This window comes from Amaricoccus sp. B4 (assembly GCF_043226085.1).
GTDB lineage: Bacteria > Pseudomonadota > Alphaproteobacteria > Rhodobacterales > Rhodobacteraceae > Amaricoccus.
On the sequence record NZ_CP171225.1, the window covers coordinates 1 to 15,528 of the forward strand.

Consider the following 15,528-nt stretch of genomic DNA (forward strand, 5'->3'; position numbering starts at 1 on the left):
ATGAAGCCTCAGAAAGTTTCCCGCGAAATGGACCCCGCCGCCGACATTTGGACTGAGATCAGGGGTCGGCTTCGGGACGAGATCGGCAGGGACAATTTCCAGAACTGGATCGAGCCGCTGACCTTCCATGGCTGTGAGCATGGGGTCGGCCGGTTCTCCGCTCCGACGAGCTTCATCGGAAACTGGGTCGAGCGCCATTTCGGTGACCGGGTCTGCACGCTGCTCGCCGATCGCGGCCTGCGCGTGAGCCGGCTCGAATTCGCCGTCGAGGCGGCCCCTGTGCAGCTCCGTGCCGCGGCCGGGGGCGGCGCGCCTGCAGCGCGGGCGCCCGAGGTTGCGCCGCGGCCGGCGCCGGTTCACGAGCACGAGACGGCGGCCGATGTCGATCTGCCGACCTCGCCGCTTGATGGCCGCTTCACCTTCGACAATTTCGTTGTCGGCAAGCCGAACGAGCTCGCCCATGCCGCCGCGCGCCGCGTGGCCGAGGGCGGGGCCGTGACCTTCAATCCGCTCTTCCTCTACGGCGGCGTCGGCCTCGGCAAGACGCACCTCATGCATGCGATCGCCTGGGAGGTTCGCAACAGCCGCCCCGAGGCGCGCGTGCTCTACCTTTCCGCCGAACAGTTCATGTACCGCTTCGTGTCCGCCCTGCGCTTCAAGGACATGCACGGCTTCAAGGAGATGTTCCGCTCCGTCGACATGCTGATGGTCGATGACGTGCAGTTCATTGCCGGCAAGGATTCGACCCAGGACGAATTCTTCCACACCTTCAACGCCCTGATCGACCAGAAGAAGCAGATCGTCATCTCCGCCGACCGTGCGCCGGGCGAGATCGACGGGCTTGAGGACCGCATCAAGTCCCGCCTCCAGTGGGGCCTCGTGGTGGACCTGCATCCGACCGATTACGAGCTTCGTCTCGGCATCCTTCAGGCCAAGGCCGAAGCCCAGCTCGAGCAGAATCCGGGCGTGACGATCGGGGCAGGGGTGGTGGAATTCCTCGCCCACCGCATCAGCTCCAACGTCCGCGTGCTGGAAGGCGCGCTCACCCGCCTCTTCGCCTTCGCGAGCCTCGTCGGCCGCGAGATCAATCTCGACATGGCGCAGGAATGCCTCGCCGACCTGCTGCGCTTCTCCGAGCGCAAGGTCACCGTCGACGAGATCATCCGCAAGGTGGCCGATCACTACAACCTCCGCATGTCCGATCTCCTCTCGGCCCGCCGCGCCCGCCAGGTCGCAAGGCCGCGTCAGGTAGCGATGTATCTTGCCAAGACGCTCACCTCGCGCAGCCTGCCGGAGATCGGCCGCAAGTTCGGCGGCCGGGATCATACGACGGTGATTCATGCCGTCCGCAAGATCGAGGAGCTCCGCGTGACCGACAGCCAGATCGCCGAGGATGTCGAACTGCTGCGCCGCATGCTCGAAGCGTGAATTCGGGCGGGATTGCGCCGTTTCCGGCCGCTCGGTGCTTGCCCTTTCCGTTCAAATCGGTAACTTCGCCTTCCGCGCAACCGTAACGGGATCGCGGAACGGATCGTCGCAACGGTGGACATGATGAAACTGAGTATGGAGCGCAGCGCCCTCCTCCGCGCCATGAGCCGGGCCCAATCGGTTGTCGAGCGACGCAATACCATACCCATACTCGGCAATGTCCTGATCGAGGCCGAGGGCGACAAGGTGAGCTTCCGCGCCACCGATCTCGACATCGAGGTGATCGACCGCGCGCCCGCCATGGTCAACAAGGCCGGCGCCACCACCGTCTCGGCCCACACCCTTCACGAGATCGTCCGCAAGCTGCCCGACGGGGCGATGGTCGAGCTCTCCGACGACGGGCTCAGCGGCCGGCTCGAGGTGCGGGCGGGCCGTTCGCACTTTTCGCTCGCGACGCTGCCGCGGGAAGATTTCCCGATCATGGCCTCGAGCGAATATTCCTGCAATTTCGGCTGCCCGGCGCCCGTGCTGCGCCGCCTCTTCGACAAGGCGAAATTCGCCATCTCGACCGAGGAGACGCGCTACTACCTCAACGGCGTCTACATGCATGCCGCCACCGCGGCGTCCGGCCCGGTGCTGCGCTGCGTGGCGACCGATGGCCACCGTCTGGCGCAGATCGATGCCGAGCTGCCGGAGGATGCGCGCGAGCTTCCCGGTGTCATCGTGCCGCGCAAGACCGTGGGCGAGCTCAGGAAGCTCCTCGACGATGACGAGATGACCATCGCCGTCTCGGTGAGCGAGACCAAGGTCCGCTTCGCAACGCCCGACGTGACCCTCACCTCCAAGGTGATCGACGGCACCTTCCCGGATTACGCCCGCGTCATTCCCTCGGGCAACACCAAGCGCCTCGAGGTCGATGCCGCCGATTTCGCCCAGGCCGTCGACCGTGTGGCGACCGTCTCCTCCGAGCGCTCGCGCGCGGTGAAGATGGCGCTCGACGAGGACCGGCTGGTGCTTTCCGTCAATTCCCCCGACAGTGGCGCGGCCGACGAGGAGCTTGCGGTCGCCTATGCCGACGAGCCGCTCGAGATTGGCTTCAACGCGAAATACCTCCTCGAGATCGCCGGCCAGGTCGATCGCGAGAACGCGGTCTTCCTCTTCGACAGCCCGGCCCAGCCGACGCTCATGCGCGAGGGCAATGACGAGACCGCCGTCTATGTCGTCATGCCCATGCGGGTGTGACGGCGCGGCATCGCATCCTGTCTGCCAAGATCCGCTGTGAAGACCTGAAGCCCGCTCGGGTGTGTGCGTGTCCCGTTGGGGGCAGGGCGCTCATGCGCGGCGTTTGCAGCCCCCCGGCCTCCGGTGCGCAATGACCCCGCCGTCTCTTGCCCTCGACCGGCTCTGCCTCTCGCATTTCCGCTCGCATCGCAGCCTTGATCTGGCGCTCGATGGCCGACCCGTCGCGATCTTCGGCCCGAACGGCGCGGGCAAGACCAATCTCGTCGAAGCGGTCTCGCTGCTCTCGCCGGGCCGGGGTCTGCGCCGGGCCGCAGCCGAGGACATGGCCCGCCGCCCCGAGGCCATCGGCTGGAAGATCACCGCCGGGCTCACCGCGCCCGATGGCCGCCACGAGATCGAGATCCGGTCGGAAGGCCCCGGCCGCCTCGTCGAGATCGACGGCAAGTCCGCGCCCCAGGCCGCGCTCGGCCATGTCGCGCGCCTGCTCTGGCTCACGCCCGCGATGGACCGGCTCTGGATGGAGAGCGCGGCCGAGCGCCGCCGCTTCCTCGACCGCATCGCGCTCAGCCTCATGCCCGACCATGGCGATGCCGCAATCGGCTACGAGAAGGCGCTGCGCGAGCGCAACCGGCTCCTGCGAGACGGGGTGCGCGACCAGGCCTGGTACGAGGCGATCGAGGCGCAGATGGCAGCCTCCGGCGCGCGTCTCGGCGCCAACCGCCGCGCTGCGCTCGCCCGCATCGCTGCGGCCCCCGCACCGGGCGCCTTTCCGGCGGCGAGCCTTGCCCTCGAGAGCGATGCGCCCGAGGCGGAAGCCGATCTCGCCGACGCGTTCCGCGCGGGCCGCCCCCGCGACATGGCCGCAGGCCGCAGCCTGCTCGGGCCCCACCGCGACGATCTCGGCGCCACCTACGCGGCCAAGGGCGTGCCCGCGCGGCTCTGCTCCACCGGCGAACAGAAGGCGCTCCTCATCAGCCTTGTGCTCGCCAATGCCCATGCGGTGGCCGAGGATTTCGGCGCGCCGCCCCTCCTGATCCTCGACGAGGTTGCCGCGCATCTTGACGCAGGCCGCCGGGCGGCTCTCTATGATGCCGTGACCGCGCTCGGGGCGCAGGCCTGGCTCACCGGCACAGGGCGCGAGCTCTTCGAGGAGCTTGCCGGCAGGGCGCTCTTCCTCGCGGTCACCGAAACCGGCGGAATTTCTGCCGTTTCAAGGGAGTAGTGGTGGATGTTCGGTCAGGGGATCACGCTTGTCACCCTCGGGGTCGCGGATCTCGAACGGTCGCACGCCTTCTACGAGGCGCTCGGCCTGCGGGTGGCCGAGGCCGGCGAGGGCGTCGTCTTCTTCCAGCTCACCGGTCAGGTGCTCGGCCTTTTCGGCCGCTCGGCCCTTGCCGCCGATCAGGGGCGGCCTGACGCGGCCCTCGGGACGGGCGCGATGACACTCGCGCGCAACTTCGCCACCGAAGCGGAGGTCGATGCCGCGTTCGCCCTCGCGCTTGCGGCGGGCGGGGCCGCGCTCAAGCGGCCCGAGAAGGTGTTCTGGGGCGGCTATTCCGGCTATTTCGCCGATCCCGACGGCCATGTCTGGGAGGTCGCGATGAACCCGTTCTGGCCGCTCTCTTCCGATGGAACGCTCACGCTGCCGGAATCCTCCTCCGGCTGAACGGGCAATCGCGTCTGGCGAATTGCATTCCGGCGGCAGCGCCCCCTAAACTGCGCGTATCCAGAGGAGAAATACGCGCATGCAGTCCATTCTGCAGGAGATCCTGCTCTATCTCATCGCCGCCGTCGTGACCGTTCCGATCAGCCAGCGTCTCGGCTTCGGCTCGGTTCTCGGGTTTCTTGCGGCAGGGGTGGTGATCGGGCCTGTTCTGGGTCTCGTCGGCTCCGAGGCCGAGGATCTGCGCCATTACGCCGAGTTTGGCGTCGTGCTGATGCTCTTCCTGATCGGCCTCGAGCTCGAACCCTCGACCCTCTGGCAGATGCGTCAGCGGCTGCTCGGTCTCGGCGGTCTCCAGGTTCTCGCGACGCTCTCGGCGATCGCGCTTGTCGGTCAGGCCCTGGGCCTGCCCTGGAACGAGGCGGTCGCCGTGGGCATGATCCTCAGCCTCTCCTCGACCGCGATCGTGATGCAGACGCTCAACGAGAAACGCCTCAACCGCACCGAAGGCGGCCGGGCGAGCTTCTCCGTCCTGCTGTTTCAGGACATCGCCGCGCTGCCCTTCCTCGCCATCATTCCGCTGCTTGCGCTCAGCACGGCCGGCGGCGGCCATGCGGAGGGTCACGCCGCCGAGGGCGTGATCGACATGGCGGGGTGGATGCGCGCGCTCTTCGTGGCCGGAGCGATCATTCTGGTGGTGATGGCAGGGCGCTATCTGCCCCGGCCGTTCTTCCGCTTTCTCAACATGTCCGGCCTCCACGAGATCCACATCGCCGCGACGCTCATGTTCATCCTCGCGATCGCCGTGGTCATGGGCCTGCTCGGGCTATCCCCCGCGCTCGGCACGTTTCTCGCCGGCGTGATGCTTGCCAACAGCGAATATCGCCATCAGATCGAGAGCGACATCGCGCCCTTCAAGGGCCTGCTGCTTGGCCTCTTCTTCATCACGGTCGGGGCCAGCATGAACCTCGACCTCCTCCGCGCCGAACCCTTCCAGACCATCGGCCTTGTGGTCGCGCTCATGGCGCTGAAATTCACCATCCTGTTCGCGCTGGCCGTGGTGTTCGGCATCACCGGCCGCGACCGGGTGCTCTTCACCCTCTCGCTCGCGCAGGCCGGAGAGTTCGGCTTCTTCCTCACGAGCTACGCCGCCCAGAGCAACGCGCTCGGGGCCGCGCGGGCCGACGAGATCCTCCTCGTCATTTCGCTCTCGATGTTCTTCACCCCGGCGCTCTTCATGATCCACGACAACCTGATCCGCCGCATCGCTGCCGGCCCGCGCAAGCCCGAGGACGAGATCGACGAGCAGGGCACCGTCATCATCGCCGGCATGGGCCGTTTCGGCCAGATCGTGAACCGCATGCTGATGGGGCTCGGCCACAAGACCGTCGTGCTCGACAGCCGGCCCGAAACCATCGAGCGGATGCGACGCTTCGGAATCAAGGGCTTCTACGGCGAAGTTGACAGGCCGGCGCTGCTCGAAGCCGCGGGCCTCGCCAATGCCCGCGCCATCGTCCTCTCGGTCGACGACCCGGACGTCGCCGTCCGGCTCTCGCGCTATGTCAAGACGACGCATCCGAATGTCGAGATCATCGCCCGCGCCCGCGACCGCCACCACGTCTATGCCCTCTATGCCGCGGGCGCCGACGAAAGCGTGCGCGAGGTCTTTGACAGCGGCGTGCGTGCGGGCAAATACGCGCTCGCCGCCCTCGGCTATTCCGATGACGAGGTCGAGCGCGTGGCGCAGGCATTCTTCGACTATGACCGCCACATGCTCGCCGAACTCGCCGAGCTCTGGGATCCGAAGACGCCGCTCGACCGCAACACGGCCTATATCGAGAAATCCCGCGAGCAGAATGCCGCGATCGAGGCCGTCCTGCGCGGCCAGCTCGCCGCCGGCACGCCGGGCAAGGACAAGGCCGAGCGCGATGCGGAGAAGGCGCGCACCCGCGCCGCGGCCCTGGCGCGCTCCGCAGCGGACGCCGCCGAGGAGGACGCGGAGGGCGAACCGATCGTGGCGCCGCCGCTCCCCACCGAGGTGGGGGATCGCAAGCCCGGAGCGGGGCTCGTGCACTGATCCAGACTTTCGTCGGATGCCGAAAAAATCCGCTTGGCAGATGTGCGAGAATCGACTATCCGAGCTCCGGGCGCGACCCCGGACGAGGGTGAGCGGGGCGGGCTCGGTAACCTCACCCTGAACACGGAGCTGGCGCATGAGCCAAACTTCCGCTGACGCGGTTCTCACCGCGACCCCGAAACCCACGACAAAACCGGCACGTCCCGAATTCTCTTCCGGCCCCTGCCCGAAGCGGCCCGGCTGGAGCGCCGAGGCTGTCGTTGCCAAGGCCTTCCTTGGCCGGTCGCACCGTGCCGCGAAACCGAAAGCGCAGCTCAAGGACGCGATCGACCGTACGGCGAAGTTCCTGGGCGTTCCCGCCGATTTCAAGGTCGGCATCGTGCCCGCCTCCGACACCGGGGCCTTCGAGATGGCCATGTGGTCGATGCTGGGCGCACGCCCCGTCGACATGCTGGTCTGGGAGAGCTTCGGCCAGGGATGGGCGACGGATGCCACCAAGCAGCTCAAGCTCGACGACTGCCAGGTGCTGACCGCCGGCTACGGCGCGCTGCCCGACGTCTCCAAGGTCCGCAAGGACGCCGACATCTGCTTCACCTGGAACGGCACCACCTCCGGCGCGCGCCTGCCGAACGCCGACTGGATCCCCGCCGATCGCGAGGGGCTCACGTTCTGTGACGCGACCTCGGCCGCCTTCGCGCAGGATCTGGACTGGGCCAAGCTCGACGTGGTGACCTTCTCCTGGCAGAAGGCGATGGGCGGCGAGGCAGCACACGGCGTGCTGATCCTGAGCCCGCGCGCCGTCGAGCGCCTCGAGAGCTACACGCCCGCCCGGCCGCTGCCGAAGATCTTCCGCCTCACCAAGGGCGGCAAGCTGATCGAGGGCATCTTCAAGGGCGAGACGATCAACACGCCCTCCATGCTCTGCGTCGCCGATTGCGTCGATGCGCTCGAGTGGATGGAAAACCTCGGCACGGTGCAGGACACCATCGCGCGCGCCAACGCCAATGCCGCCGCGCTGCAGGCCTGGGTCGATGCGACCCCCTGGGTCGAGAACCTCGTGGCCGATCCGGCCGCGCGCTCGAACACCTCCGTCTGCCTCAAGATCGTCGATCCCGAGATCACGGCGCTCGACGAGGCCGCGCAGCGCGACTTCACCAAGAAGATGGTGAAGCTCCTCGAAGCCGATGATGCGGCCTACGATATCGGCGGTTACCGCGATGCGCCTCCGGGCCTCCGGATCTGGTGCGGCACGACGGTCGAGACGGCCGATATCAAGGCACTCACCCCCTGGCTCGACTGGGCCTTCGCCGCGGCCAAGGCCGACCTCTAGGCCAAGCAAGCCGGTCCGATGCGCCTGCGTGACGCGACCATGGCCGATATTCCGACGCTCCGGCACTGGGACACCCAGCCCCATGTCGTGGCGTCGGGTGCCGGCGGCTGGGGCTGGGAGGAGATGATCTCTACGCCCGCTCCCTGGCGCGCGTTGCTGATCGCGGAGGTGGACGGTGAGCCCAGGGGCTTCATGCAGATCATCGATCCCGCCCTCGAGGAAGCGCATTACTGGGGCGATTGCGGCCCGAACCTGCGCGCCATCGACATCTGGATCGGCGAGCGCGCGGAGACGGGCCGAGGCCTCGGCACAAAGATGATGCGGGCCGCCTTCCGGCGCTGCTTCGCGGACCTGGCGGTTCGGTCGATCCTGATCGATCCGCAAGCGACCAACACCGAGGCCCACCGGTTCTACCGGCGGCTGGGCTTCGAATTCGTCAGACAACAGACGTTCGGCACGGACCCCTGCTTCGTGTTCGAACTGACCCGCGCCAACTGGCGCCAAGGAGACTGAAATGCCCAAGGTTCTCATCTCGGACGCCCTTTCCGATGCAGCCGTACAGATCTTCAAGGATCGCGGCGTCGAGGTCGATTTCCAGCCCAAGCTCGGCAAGGACGCCGCGAAGCTCGCCGAGATCATCGGCAACTACGACGGTCTCGCAATCCGCTCGGCCACCAAGGCGACCGCGGAGCTGATCGCCAGGGCCGACAATCTCAAGGTGATCGGCCGCGCCGGCATCGGGGTCGACAACGTCGACATTCCCGCCGCCTCCGCAAAGGGCATCGTGGTGATGAACACGCCCTTCGGCAACTCGATCACCACCGCGGAACACGCGATCGCCATGATGTTCGCCTGTGCGCGCCAGATCCCGGCCGCCGACGCCTCGACCCGCGCCGGCAAGTGGGAGAAGTCGAAGTTCATGGGCGTCGAGATCACCGGCAAGACCCTGGGCCTGATCGGCGCCGGCAACATCGGCTCGGTCGTGGCGAGCCGTGCGATCGGGCTCAAGATGAAGGTCATCGCCTTCGACCCGTTCCTGTCGGCCGAGAAGGCGAAATCCATGGGTGTCGAGCGCGTCGAGGAACTCGATGACCTGCTCGCGCGCGCCGATTTCGTGACGCTGCATCTGCCGAAGACCGAGAAGACCGCGAACCTGCTCTCGGCCGAGAAGATCGCCAGGATGAAGCCGGGCGCCCGCCTCATCAACTGTGCCCGTGGCGGCCTCGTGGATGAAGTGGCCGTGGCCGAAGCGTTGAAATCCGGCCATCTCGCCGGCGCCGCCTTCGACGTCTTCTCCGTCGAGCCCGCCAACGAGAACGTGCTCTTCGACGCGCCGAACGTCATCTGCACCCCGCATCTCGGCGCCTCGACCACGGAAGCGCAGGAAAACGTGGCGCTTCAGGTCGCCGAACAGATGGCGGATTATCTCGTGACCGGCGCGATCTCGAACGCGCTCAACGCGCCGTCCGTGACGGCCGAGGAAGCCCCGGTCCTGAAGCCCTGGGTCGATCTCGCCGGCATGCTCGGGAGCTTTGCCGGTCAGGTCACCGAGCACCCGCTGACGGAAATCGAGATCGAGTATGTCGGCGATGTGGGCGAGCTGAACCTCAAGCCGCTGACCGCCGCCCTGACGGCCGGTCTCCTGAAGCCGCTGGTCGGCGAGGGTGGCGTCAACATGGTGTCCGCCCCGGTCCTTGCCCGCGAGCGTGGCGTCCAGATCGCCGAAACCCGCAAGGATGCCCAGGGCGCCTTCGGCTCCTACATCCGTCTGATCGTGACGACCGAGGCGCATACCCGCTCCGTCGCCGGGACGATCTATTCGGACGGCAAGCCGCGCTTCATCCAGATCAAGGGCATCAACCTCGAAGCCGAGCCGATGCTCCACATGCTCTACACCACCAACACCGACATGCCGGGCTACATCGGCGCGCTCGGCACCAAGCTCGGGGATCTGGGCATCAACATCGCGACCTTCGCGCTCGGCCGCGGCGAGAAGAGCGGCGAGGCCATCGCGCTGCTCGGCGTCGACGAGGAAGTCAGTGCGGAGGCGCTCAAGGCCATCGGCGAGCTGCCGCAGGTGCGTCAGGCCAAGGCGCTCAATTTCTGAGCTCGGCCGGAGGGTCCGCCATCCGGCGGACCCAAGCGGTGCGGCCCGTTGGCCGCACACCAGTCTCCCCCGGCCTGTTGGCCGGGGCCCCTGTCTGCTCGATAGGGTTTCTGCCCATATGAAGACCTTTTCAGGGTGGAGCTTGACCCGTCGGTCGGCTCCTGCCTGAAAATGAAGGTTTCGGCCGCCGTTGGGGACCGCTATACGTCCCCCGTAACGGCATGGAGCACCGGATATCATGGCTAACGTGGTTGTCGTGGGCGCCCAGTGGGGCGACGAGGGCAAAGGCAAGATCGTCGACTGGCTCTCGGAGCGGGCGGATGTGATCGCGCGGTTCCAGGGAGGCCACAACGCGGGCCATACCCTGGTGATCGACGGTGTCACCTACAAGCTCTCGCTGCTTCCCTCGGGGATCGTGCGGTCGGGCAAGCTTTCGGTGATCGGCAACGGTGTTGTGCTCGATCCCTGGGCCCTGATTGCCGAGATCGGGAAGCTGCGCGCGCAGGGCGTCGAGATCAGCCCCGAGAGCCTGCTGATCGCCGAGAATACCCCGCTCATCCTGCCGCTGCATCAGAATCTCGACCTGATTCGCGAGGAGGCGGCTGGCAAGGCCAAGATCGGCACCACCGGTCGTGGCATTGGACCGGCCTATGAGGACAAGGTCGGGCGGCGCTCGATCCGCGTCGCCGACCTCGCCGACGAAGCGACGCTCGACACGCGTCTCGACCGGCTGCTCGCCCACCACGACGCGCTCCGCAAGGGCCTCGGCGCCGAGCCGGTGGACCGGGCCGAGCTGCGCGCGAAGCTGCTCGAGATCGCGCCGCAGATCCTGCCCTATGCCGCGCCCGTCTGGAAGGAACTCGCCGAGGCGCGCGCCGCGGGCAAGCGCATCCTCTTCGAGGGGGCGCAGGGGGCGCTCCTCGACATCGATTTCGGCACCTATCCCTATGTGACTTCCTCCAACACGCTCGCGGGCATGGCGGCCACCGGGACCGGCATGGGCCCGGGCGCGGTTGATTTCGTGCTGGGGATCGTGAAGGCCTATACGACGCGCGTGGGGCAGGGCCCGTTCCCGGCGGAGCTGCACGACGAGGATGGCGAGCGGCTGGGCGTGCGCGGCCACGAATTCGGCACCGTGACGGGGCGCAAGCGGCGCTGCGGCTGGTTCGATGCGGTGCTGGTGCGCCAGACCTGCACCACCAGCGGCGTGAACGGCATCGCGCTCACCAAGCTCGACGTGCTCGACGGCTTCGAGGAGCTCAAGATCTGCGTTGCCTACGAGCTTGACGGCAAGCGCATCGACCACCTTCCGATGGCGGCCGCGCTGCAGGAGCGGGTGAAGCCGATCTACGAGACGGTGCCGGGCTGGTCGGAGACCACCGCCGGCGCGCGCTCCTGGGCCGAGCTGCCCGCCGCGGCGATCAAGTATGTCCGCCGCATCGAGGAGCTGATCCAGTGCCCGGTCGCGCTCCTCTCCACCAGCCCCGAGCGCGAGGACACCATCCTCGTCACCGATCCCTTCGCCGGCTGAGCCGTCGGCGATACGGCGCCGCGCCGCGACTTTCGTGTTGCGGCGCGAAATCCCCTTCCGGTATCACTCGCGTAACGCCAATACGCGCGATCGGAGCAGGGAAGGGACGGGCATGATCGTATCGCACAGGCACAGGTTCATCTTCCTCAAGACCCGGAAGACCGCCGGGACCTCGCTCGAGATCGCGCTCTCGAAATACTGCGGCCCCGACGACATCCTGACGCCGATCAACTACGACGAGGCCGCCCGCACCGAACACTCCGCCAGGCGCGCCCAGAATCACGAGATGCCGCTCTCGAGCTTCGGCGCCGGCGATTACCTCCGCTGGATCACGCGCCGCCGCAGGCCCGCCCGCTTCACCGAGCACATGACCGGCGTCGAGATCCGCGAACGGCTCGGCGCGGAGATCTGGAACAGCTATTTCAAGTTCACCATCGTCCGGAACCCGTTCGACCGCATGGTCAGCCGCTATCACTGGACGATGAAGATGCGGCCGCGCTACCGCGAAACCCTGGGTGTCGCCGATCTGGCCCGCTTCATCCGCTACCGCGCCGACTTCGTGAACGAGAACTGGCTCATCTATACCGCCGGCGACGAGCTCCTCACCGACGATGTCGTGCGCTACGAGCATCTCGCGGAAGACCTCGGCCGGATCAGCGCCCGCATCGGCCTGCCGCACAACATTCACGACGACATGAAGGCGATCAATGCCAAGGGGAGCTACCGCCCGAAGGTCGCGCCGCGCGAAAGCCTGATCGGCCCGGACGAGGAGGCGATCATTGGCCTCCTGTGCCGCAAGGAGATCGAGGCCTTCCGCTACAGCCGCCCGGCCACGGTCTGATCGCCCGAAAGCGGCCCTGAATCGGCCCCCGACACATTGACACCCCGGCCCCGCCGCACCACGTTGCGGAGCGCGGCCGGGCAAGGCCGGGGCCGGAACGGGAGAGGAAAACCATGCTGTCCTACAAGGCGCGCCGCCGTCTCTCGCTGGTGGCCCTGCTCGTCTGGCTCCCGCTCTACATCGTGCTCGCCGTCAATCTCGTCGCGATGTTCGACCGCCCCGGCGTGCTCTGGGAGCTCCTGATCTTCGCCGGTCTCGGCTTCCTCTGGATGTTGCCGCTGCGCTTCGTCTTCCTCGGCGTTGGACGGGCCGACCCGGACGCGGAAAACGGCGAGAGGCCCCGGAAATAGCGCCTCCAAAGGAGACATGATGCTGAAATCCCTTTGCCTCGCCGCGGCGCTCGCAGGCGCTGCCGCCGTGCCCGCCGCTGCCGAAGAGGTTGGTGAGGTTACCACTGCGATCAAGCTGCTCGGCGCCAATCACCGCATCGTGGTGGAGGTCTTCGACGACCCCAAGGTCGAGGGCGTGTCCTGCTTCGTGAGCCGGGCCCGCACCGGGGGCATCTCCGGCAGCCTCGGGCTTGCCGAAGATACCTCGGATGCCTCGATCGCCTGTCGCCAGACCGGGCCGATCAAGTTCCGCGATGAGCTGGAGGATGGCGAGGAGGTCTTCGGCCGCCGCGCCTCGATCCTCTTCAAGCGCATCCAGGTCGTCCGCTTCTTCGACAAGAAACGGAACACGCTGGTCTATCTCACCTATTCCGACAAGATGATCGACGGTTCGCCGAAAAACTCGCTTTCGGCCGTGGTCGTCCGCGACTGGACCGCCGCCGATCCCGAAACCGGGCAGTCGGCCGCCGAATGAGGGTGCCGCTCGTGCGCTCCCCGCGGCCGCTCGCCCTGATCGGGGGCGGGCCGGTCGCGGCGGAGGACATCGAGGAGGCCATCGGCCTCACCGCCGGGTTTGTTGCCGCGGATGGCGGCGTGGCGCATCTGACAGACCGCGCGATCCGGCCGCTCGCGGTGATCGGCGACATGGATTCCGCCGATGCCGATGCCGTTGCCGCCGAGGGCAATCCGGTGCACCGGATTGACGAGCAGGACAGCACCGATCTCGAGAAATGCCTGCGCGCGATCGAGGCGCCGCTGCTGCTCGGCCTCGGGTTTCTCGGCGGCCGGGCGGATCACAATCTCGCGGCGATGAACGCGCTGGTGCGCCATGCGGGCGCGCCGCTCGTGCTGCTCGGAGGCGAGGACATCTGCTTTCACTGCCGGGACACCCTCGTGCTCGATCTGGCGGCAGGGACCCGCGTGTCCATCTTCCCGATGGCGCCCCTCACGGGATGTCTTTCCGAAGGGCTGCGCTGGACCATCGAGGGGCTCGCGATGCGGCCCGATGGCCAGATCGGCACCTCGAACATGGCGCTCGGTGGCGCGATGCGCATGGGCTTCGATGGCCCGGGCGCGCTGGTCATCCTGCCCCGTCACCTGCTCGCGCAGGTGACGGAGGTCTTGCTTCAGGGCGCGCCCTGATCAGGTCGTCGGGGCCTTTGCGATCGAGATCGCGACGGCTTCGGTCATGGTGACCTGGATCATGTCGCCGCGATGCGCCTTGCTCGCGAAGTCCTGCAGCTCGGGCTTGACCGCGGTGCGGCGGGTCAGGCCATCGGGCGTGCGGAAGGTCGCGATGCCATCGCTGTAGGAGAGGAACTCGACGACGATGGTTTCGGTCTGCACCGCGATGCCGCCCGGAAGGGCGCCCTTCGGGGCTTCCCCGGCAACCATGGCGGCAGATGCTTCGGGCGAGTCGGCCGTCGCCATCGAGACGGCGGTGGCGTCGTAATACTCGACGACCACGACATCGCCGGCAGTCAGCTGATCGAGGTTCTTGATGCCGTCATTGGCATAGACCGTGTAGGCCTGACCGGTCTGGTCGTCATGCAGCTGCACGATGCGGTCGGTCTTGTTGACGGAATCGATCGTGGCGGTTGCGGTGATGAGCTGCTCGCTGACCGGCGGCCGCGGTCCGGCGAGATTCGAGCAGGCGGCCAGCGCCAGCATGGCGGCGGTGGTCACGGCGTAAGCAAATTTCATGGAGGTCCCTCTCTCAGAATGTCTTATGCCCGAACGCTCGGGTCGGGAGGCAGAAGTCGTGCCCCGTCAGGACTTAGGCTGGAACTCGCAGGCCGACAACCCCGGTCGAAGACGGGCCGGCCGGGATGCCGCGTCAGGCGAGCGCGATTGCGCAGAGTGCCGCCGCCGTGAGCGCGATCATCCGGCGATAGAGGTTCACACCGCGCTGAATCCCGTCCGCGGCGGGATCCGGGGCCGAGCCGTTGATCCAGGGCTCGGGGGCGATCCGGTCGTGATAGACGCGCGGTCCCGAAAGCCGGCAGTTGAGTGCCGCCGCCAACGCCGCTTCCGGCCACCCGGCATTCGGCGAGCGGTGCTTCGGGGCGTCGCGCCGCATGACATCGAGGGCGCGCCGCGGCCGTCCGCCCGCAAGCGCGAAGAGGAGCCCGGTGAGGCGTGCGGCGGGCAGGTTCACCACATCGTCGAGGCGGGCGGCAAAGCGTCCGAAATCCTCGTGCCGGGGGGTGCGATGGGCGATCATGCTGTCGAGCGTGTTGATGGCCTTGTAGGCGGCAATCCCCGGCAGCCCGAGGATCGCGCCCCAGAAGAGCGGTGCGATCACCCCGTCCGAGGCATTCTCGGCAAGGCTCTCGAGCCCGGCCCGTGCCACCCCGGCCTCATCAAGCCGCTCCGGGTCGCGCCCGACGATATGGCTCACCGCGATCTGCGCCCCGGTCAGATCACCGCGCACAAGCGGCTCGCCCACCGCGGCCACATGATCGCGGAGGCTTCGCGCCGCGATCAGCGGCGCGGCAAGGAGCCCGGCGATCAGATGCCCGGGAAGGCTGTCCGGCAGCAGGGCTGTCAGGGCGAGCGCCGGCAGCACCGCGGCGGCGATGACAAGCAGCGCCGCCGCGGCGCCCGCGATGCGGTTGCGGCCGGGATCGAGATCGGGCCGGTTCCAGGCCCGATCAAGCCGGGAGATCAGCCGACCGATCCAGGTGACAGGGTGCCCGATGCGTCGGTAGAGCCCGTCGGGCCAGCCGAAGCTCCACTCGATGACGAGCGCGATCAACATGACAAGGGGCCAGTTCATGGGGGCTCCAAGGGCAAGGGCGTGGCGGTGTCCGGCCCTGCATCCTCCATGTCTGCGGCGGGCACAAGCCGTGCACTGGCAATTCCCGACGCCTTTGGTTGCCATACGGTTTCCATATGCATTCCATACGCATTCCATATC

The 15,528-nt window shown here is 67.5% G+C and carries 15 protein-coding genes; 13 read left to right on the forward strand and 2 right to left on the reverse strand.

What is annotated here, in order from left to right; genetic code table 11:
- The 13 genes from dnaA (at position 1) to ACF66B_RS00065 (ending at position 13,751) form a co-directional block, all read left to right on the forward strand.
- Positions 1–1,428 (forward strand): chromosomal replication initiator protein DnaA, encoded by a 1,428-nt coding sequence (dnaA, locus tag ACF66B_RS00005; protein WP_392663589.1) that lies wholly within the window; start codon positions 1–3, stop codon positions 1,426–1,428.
- Positions 1,429–1,551: 123 nt separating this feature from the next.
- Positions 1,552–2,670: a DNA polymerase III subunit beta gene (gene dnaN / locus ACF66B_RS00010; protein ID WP_111428970.1), complete on the forward strand. Its 1,119-nt coding sequence runs from the start codon at positions 1,552–1,554 to the stop codon at positions 2,668–2,670.
- Between the two features lie 130 nt (positions 2,671–2,800).
- Positions 2,801–3,892 carry a DNA replication/repair protein RecF gene (recF, locus tag ACF66B_RS00015; protein WP_111428841.1) on the forward strand — a complete coding sequence of 364 codons (1,092 nt, stop codon included), beginning with the start codon at positions 2,801–2,803 and terminating at the stop codon, positions 3,890–3,892.
- A gap of 6 nt (positions 3,893–3,898) precedes the next feature.
- Positions 3,899–4,336 (forward strand): VOC family protein, encoded by a 438-nt coding sequence (locus ACF66B_RS00020; RefSeq protein ID WP_111428840.1) that lies wholly within the window; start codon positions 3,899–3,901, stop codon positions 4,334–4,336.
- Between the two features lie 79 nt (positions 4,337–4,415).
- Entirely contained in the window at positions 4,416–6,410 is a 1,995-nt protein-coding gene (locus ACF66B_RS00025; protein ID WP_111428839.1) for a monovalent cation:proton antiporter-2 (CPA2) family protein, read from the forward strand.
- Between the two features lie 136 nt (positions 6,411–6,546).
- Complete coding sequence (locus ACF66B_RS00030) at positions 6,547–7,740, forward strand: phosphoserine transaminase (RefSeq protein WP_111428838.1); 1,194 nt, start codon at positions 6,547–6,549, stop codon at positions 7,738–7,740.
- Positions 7,741–7,758: 18 nt separating this feature from the next.
- Complete coding sequence (locus ACF66B_RS00035) at positions 7,759–8,253, forward strand: GNAT family N-acetyltransferase (RefSeq protein ID WP_111428837.1); 495 nt, start codon at positions 7,759–7,761, stop codon at positions 8,251–8,253.
- A gap of 1 nt (position 8,254) precedes the next feature.
- Complete coding sequence (gene serA / locus ACF66B_RS00040) at positions 8,255–9,847, forward strand: phosphoglycerate dehydrogenase (protein WP_111428836.1); 1,593 nt, start codon at positions 8,255–8,257, stop codon at positions 9,845–9,847.
- Positions 9,848–10,085: 238 nt separating this feature from the next.
- Complete coding sequence (locus ACF66B_RS00045) at positions 10,086–11,378, forward strand: adenylosuccinate synthase (RefSeq protein ID WP_111428835.1); 1,293 nt, start codon at positions 10,086–10,088, stop codon at positions 11,376–11,378.
- Positions 11,379–11,490: 112 nt separating this feature from the next.
- Entirely contained in the window at positions 11,491–12,219 is a 729-nt protein-coding gene (locus ACF66B_RS00050) for a sulfotransferase family 2 domain-containing protein (protein WP_111428834.1), read from the forward strand.
- A gap of 113 nt (positions 12,220–12,332) precedes the next feature.
- A complete protein-coding gene (locus ACF66B_RS00055) occupies positions 12,333–12,569 on the forward strand; it encodes a DUF2842 domain-containing protein (RefSeq protein WP_111428833.1) in 237 nt (78 codons plus the stop codon).
- Between the two features lie 16 nt (positions 12,570–12,585).
- Positions 12,586–13,083: a CreA family protein gene (locus tag ACF66B_RS00060; protein ID WP_392663594.1), complete on the forward strand. Its 498-nt coding sequence runs from the start codon at positions 12,586–12,588 to the stop codon at positions 13,081–13,083.
- Positions 13,084–13,094: 11 nt separating this feature from the next.
- Entirely contained in the window at positions 13,095–13,751 is a 657-nt protein-coding gene (locus ACF66B_RS00065; protein WP_392663596.1) for a thiamine diphosphokinase, read from the forward strand.
- Here the strand turns inward: ACF66B_RS00065 and ACF66B_RS00070 are convergent, their stop codons facing one another.
- Positions 13,752–14,312: a hypothetical protein gene (locus ACF66B_RS00070; RefSeq protein ID WP_111428831.1), complete on the reverse strand. Its 561-nt coding sequence runs from the start codon at positions 14,310–14,312 to the stop codon at positions 13,752–13,754.
- A gap of 133 nt (positions 14,313–14,445) precedes the next feature.
- Positions 14,446–15,387, reverse strand: a complete 942-nt coding sequence (cbiB, locus tag ACF66B_RS00075) for an adenosylcobinamide-phosphate synthase CbiB (RefSeq protein WP_111428830.1) — start codon at positions 15,385–15,387, stop codon at positions 14,446–14,448.
- Positions 15,388–15,528 lie beyond the last annotated feature (141 nt).

What these genes read in the sequence shown, in the direction of transcription:
- ACF66B_RS00055 (WP_111428833.1), top strand. Translation starts at nt 12,333, where the DNA reads ATGCTGTCCTACAAGGCGCGCCGCCGTCTCTCGCTGGTGGCCCTGCTC.
- dnaA (WP_392663589.1), top strand. Translation starts at nt 1, where the DNA reads ATGAAGCCTCAGAAAGTTTCCCGCGAAATGGACCCCGCCGCCGACATT.
- ACF66B_RS00020 (WP_111428840.1), top strand. Translation starts at nt 3,899, where the DNA reads ATGTTCGGTCAGGGGATCACGCTTGTCACCCTCGGGGTCGCGGATCTC.
- ACF66B_RS00060 (WP_392663594.1), top strand. Translation starts at nt 12,586, where the DNA reads ATGATGCTGAAATCCCTTTGCCTCGCCGCGGCGCTCGCAGGCGCTGCC.
- serA (WP_111428836.1), top strand. Translation starts at nt 8,255, where the DNA reads ATGCCCAAGGTTCTCATCTCGGACGCCCTTTCCGATGCAGCCGTACAG.
- ACF66B_RS00030 (WP_111428838.1), top strand. Translation starts at nt 6,547, where the DNA reads ATGAGCCAAACTTCCGCTGACGCGGTTCTCACCGCGACCCCGAAACCC.
- dnaN (WP_111428970.1), top strand. Translation starts at nt 1,552, where the DNA reads ATGAAACTGAGTATGGAGCGCAGCGCCCTCCTCCGCGCCATGAGCCGG.
- ACF66B_RS00035 (WP_111428837.1), top strand. Translation starts at nt 7,759, where the DNA reads ATGCGCCTGCGTGACGCGACCATGGCCGATATTCCGACGCTCCGGCAC.
- ACF66B_RS00050 (WP_111428834.1), top strand. Translation starts at nt 11,491, where the DNA reads ATGATCGTATCGCACAGGCACAGGTTCATCTTCCTCAAGACCCGGAAG.
- recF (WP_111428841.1), top strand. Translation starts at nt 2,801, where the DNA reads ATGACCCCGCCGTCTCTTGCCCTCGACCGGCTCTGCCTCTCGCATTTC.
- ACF66B_RS00025 (WP_111428839.1), top strand. Translation starts at nt 4,416, where the DNA reads ATGCAGTCCATTCTGCAGGAGATCCTGCTCTATCTCATCGCCGCCGTC.
- ACF66B_RS00070 (WP_111428831.1), bottom strand. Translation starts at nt 14,312, where the DNA reads ATGAAATTTGCTTACGCCGTGACCACCGCCGCCATGCTGGCGCTGGCC.
- ACF66B_RS00045 (WP_111428835.1), top strand. Translation starts at nt 10,086, where the DNA reads ATGGCTAACGTGGTTGTCGTGGGCGCCCAGTGGGGCGACGAGGGCAAA.
- cbiB (WP_111428830.1), bottom strand. Translation starts at nt 15,387, where the DNA reads ATGAACTGGCCCCTTGTCATGTTGATCGCGCTCGTCATCGAGTGGAGC.